2 protein-coding genes and 1 tRNA gene are annotated in these 2,542 nt (G+C 69.6%); all 3 read left to right on the top strand.

Translation table 11 applies throughout. The features are described 5' to 3' along the window. The first annotated feature begins 143 nt into the window (after window positions 1-143). The 3 genes from GL263_RS24935 (at window position 144) to GL263_RS24925 (ending at window position 2,491) form a co-directional block, all read left to right on the top strand. A complete protein-coding gene (locus tag GL263_RS24935) occupies window positions 144-977 on the top strand; it encodes an alpha/beta fold hydrolase (RefSeq protein WP_182858000.1) in 834 nt (277 codons plus the stop codon). A gap of 236 nt (window positions 978-1,213) precedes the next feature. Next, window positions 1,214-1,301: transfer RNA gene (locus tag GL263_RS24930), tRNA-Glu, on the top strand. 101 nt (window positions 1,302-1,402) lie between these two features. Beyond that, a complete protein-coding gene (locus tag GL263_RS24925) occupies window positions 1,403-2,491 on the top strand; it encodes a ferritin-like domain-containing protein (RefSeq protein WP_182857999.1) in 1,089 nt (362 codons plus the stop codon). Window positions 2,492-2,542 lie beyond the last annotated feature (51 nt).

The following is a 2,542-nucleotide window of genomic DNA, read 5'->3' as shown; positions in this document are numbered from 1 at the left end:
TATAAGAGACAGCCCTACGAGGAAGGAGCCCCCGTCCCCGGCGACACCCACCCCTGGCGCCACACCACCGGCTGAGCGATCCGGCCGGTCCGGTGGCGGTGTCCTCGTCCCTCGTTACGATCGAGGGACGAGGAGGACCGCTCATGTCCACCGTCGCAGTGCACACCGTCACGCTCCGCGAGGGCCTGTCCCTGCCGTACGCCGAGGCCGGGTACCCGGGCGGCGTCCCGGTTGTCCTGGTGCACAGCTACGCGGACACCTGGTGGACGTTCGAGCCGATGCTGCGCCGCTTCCCCTCGTCCCTGCACGGCTACGCCCCGAGCCAGCGCGGGCACGGCGACGCGGACCGCCCGCCGGACGGCGGCTACACCCCGCACGACCTCGCGGAGGACCTGGTCCTCTTCCTCGACCGGCTGGGACTGGACCGGGTGGTGCTCGTGGGCGCCTCCAGCGGCTGCGTGCAGGCGGGGATGGTCGCCGGCCGCTACCCCGACCGGATCGCGGGCCTGGTGCTGATGGGCAGCCCCGCGAGCCTCGCCGACAAGCCGTTCGCCGGGGAGTTCCGGGAGGCCGCCGCGCGGCTGACCGACCCCGTCGACCGCGCCTACGCCGAACGCTTCATCGCGGGCGTGCCGGTGGAGAAGGTCGGCCGCGGCTTCGTCGAGACGGTGGTCGGCGAGAGCCTGAAGACGCCCGCGGAGGTCTGGCGGGAGACGATGTTCGGCCTGCTCGACACCGACATCGACGCCGCGCTGGCCGGCATCCTGGTGCCCACGCTGCTGATCTGGGGCGACCAGGACGCCTTTGTCCCCCGCGCCGACCAGGACCGCCTCCTCGCCCGCGTCTTCGGCTCCCGCCTGCTCGTCTACGAGGGCGCCGGCCACGTCCCCTACTGGGAGGCGCCCGACCGCGTCCTGCGCGACCTCACGGCCTTCGCCACCTCGCGTCCCGTCGCCCGGGCCTTCGAGCGGGACTGACACCGACCGCGCCCGCCGGGCGCCCCGCCCGGGTCCCGGCCGTCGGCACGTGGTCCCCGTCCCGGCGAGCCGGTGTTCCACGGCGACAGGCCGTTCGGAGCAGACCGGAAACGGCCCGACCGGGCCCGCCGGGGTCTCTCGACGCCTTCCCCGGGCCGCTGAGGTTTCCGTCTCAGCGGTGTGTCAGAACGTTCTGGAACAGTTGCTCCTGTCGCCGGGGAAATCCGGTGGACGGGGGAGAGATTCCCGTAGTGGCCTAACGGGGCCCGGAGTTCTTCCGGTCGGGGCTTGCGCCCCTCGCAGGTTCGAATCCTGCTCTCTCCGCTGCGCTTGCAAGACGCGGTCGGCGACGTTTCCGGCGAGATGTCCACGCCGCCGGACACGTCGCCGTGCAGCGCTCGCCGCGACCGCAGGAGACACGTCTTATGGAACTCGCCTGGAAGTTTCCCATGCAGGGCACGAACCATTTCACGTGGGAGTACGATTCCGAGCGCGAAACCCTCCTCAACCTCTACCAGAAGGGGAAGGACAAGCAGTGGGACAGTGGCAAGCGCATCGACTGGTCCCTCGAAGTCGACCCCTACGACGCCCTCGGGACCCCTGAGCACACGCTCGGCCTGTACGGCTCGAAGCAGTACTCCAAGCTCAGCGTGCGGGAGAAGCAGGAGATGCGGCAGCACATGGCCGCCTGGGAGTTCAGCCAGTTCCTGCACGGCGAGCAGGGGGCGATGATCTGCTCCGCGCGCATCGTGGAGTCCGTCCCCGACATGGACGCGAAGTTCTACGCCTCCACCCAGGTCATGGACGAGGCGCGGCACGTGGAACTCTTCTCCCGGTTCGTCAGGGAGAAGATCGAGATGACCTACCCGATCAGTCCTCATCTCAAGGAGTTGCTCGGCCAGTCGCTGGAGGACTCCCGCTGGGACATGCCCTACCTCGGAATGCAGGTCCTCATCGAAGGGCTCGCGCTCGCCGCATTCGGGGTTCTGCGGGACAAGACCACCAAGCCGCTGCCCAAGCAGATCCTCTCGTACATCATGCAGGACGAGGCCCGGCACGTCGCGTTCGGCAGGCTGGCGCTGCGGGACTACTACAGGAACCTCAGCAGCCGGGAACTGGCGGAGCGCGAGGAGTTCATCATCGAGGGCTGCTATCTCATGCGTGACCGGCTGCGGATGCAGGAGGTCTGGGAGAACCTCGGGTTCGACATGAAGGAGTGCATGGAGTACATGAACCACGGGCCGCGCATGCGGGCCTTCCGTTCCCTGCTCTTCACCCGCATCGTGCCGTGTGTGCGGGACATCGGCCTGTGGAGCCCCAGGATCCGGCAGGCGTACGACGACATGGGCGTGCTCGACCTCGCGGGCGCCGACCTGGTCAAACTGATGGAGTCCGACGAACTCCAGGCCGAGGCGCTGGACGCGGAACGCCGTGAGATGGAGGCGAGGCGCGCGGAGGTCCACGACGCCATCGCCGAGGGGGCGCTGAGCACGGCCGGGGGAGCCGGCGGCTGACCGCGGGGGCATCGTGCGGCGTGCCTGACGCGGGGGCCGTACGGGGGCTGT

Origin of the sequence: Streptomyces durbertensis, from assembly GCF_014156695.1 — a bacterium.
Taxonomy (GTDB): Bacteria; Actinomycetota; Actinomycetes; order Streptomycetales; family Streptomycetaceae; genus Streptomyces; species Streptomyces durbertensis.
The sequence above is the reverse complement of the archived record's forward strand: the minus strand, read 5'-3'. Positions and strand labels throughout refer to the sequence as shown.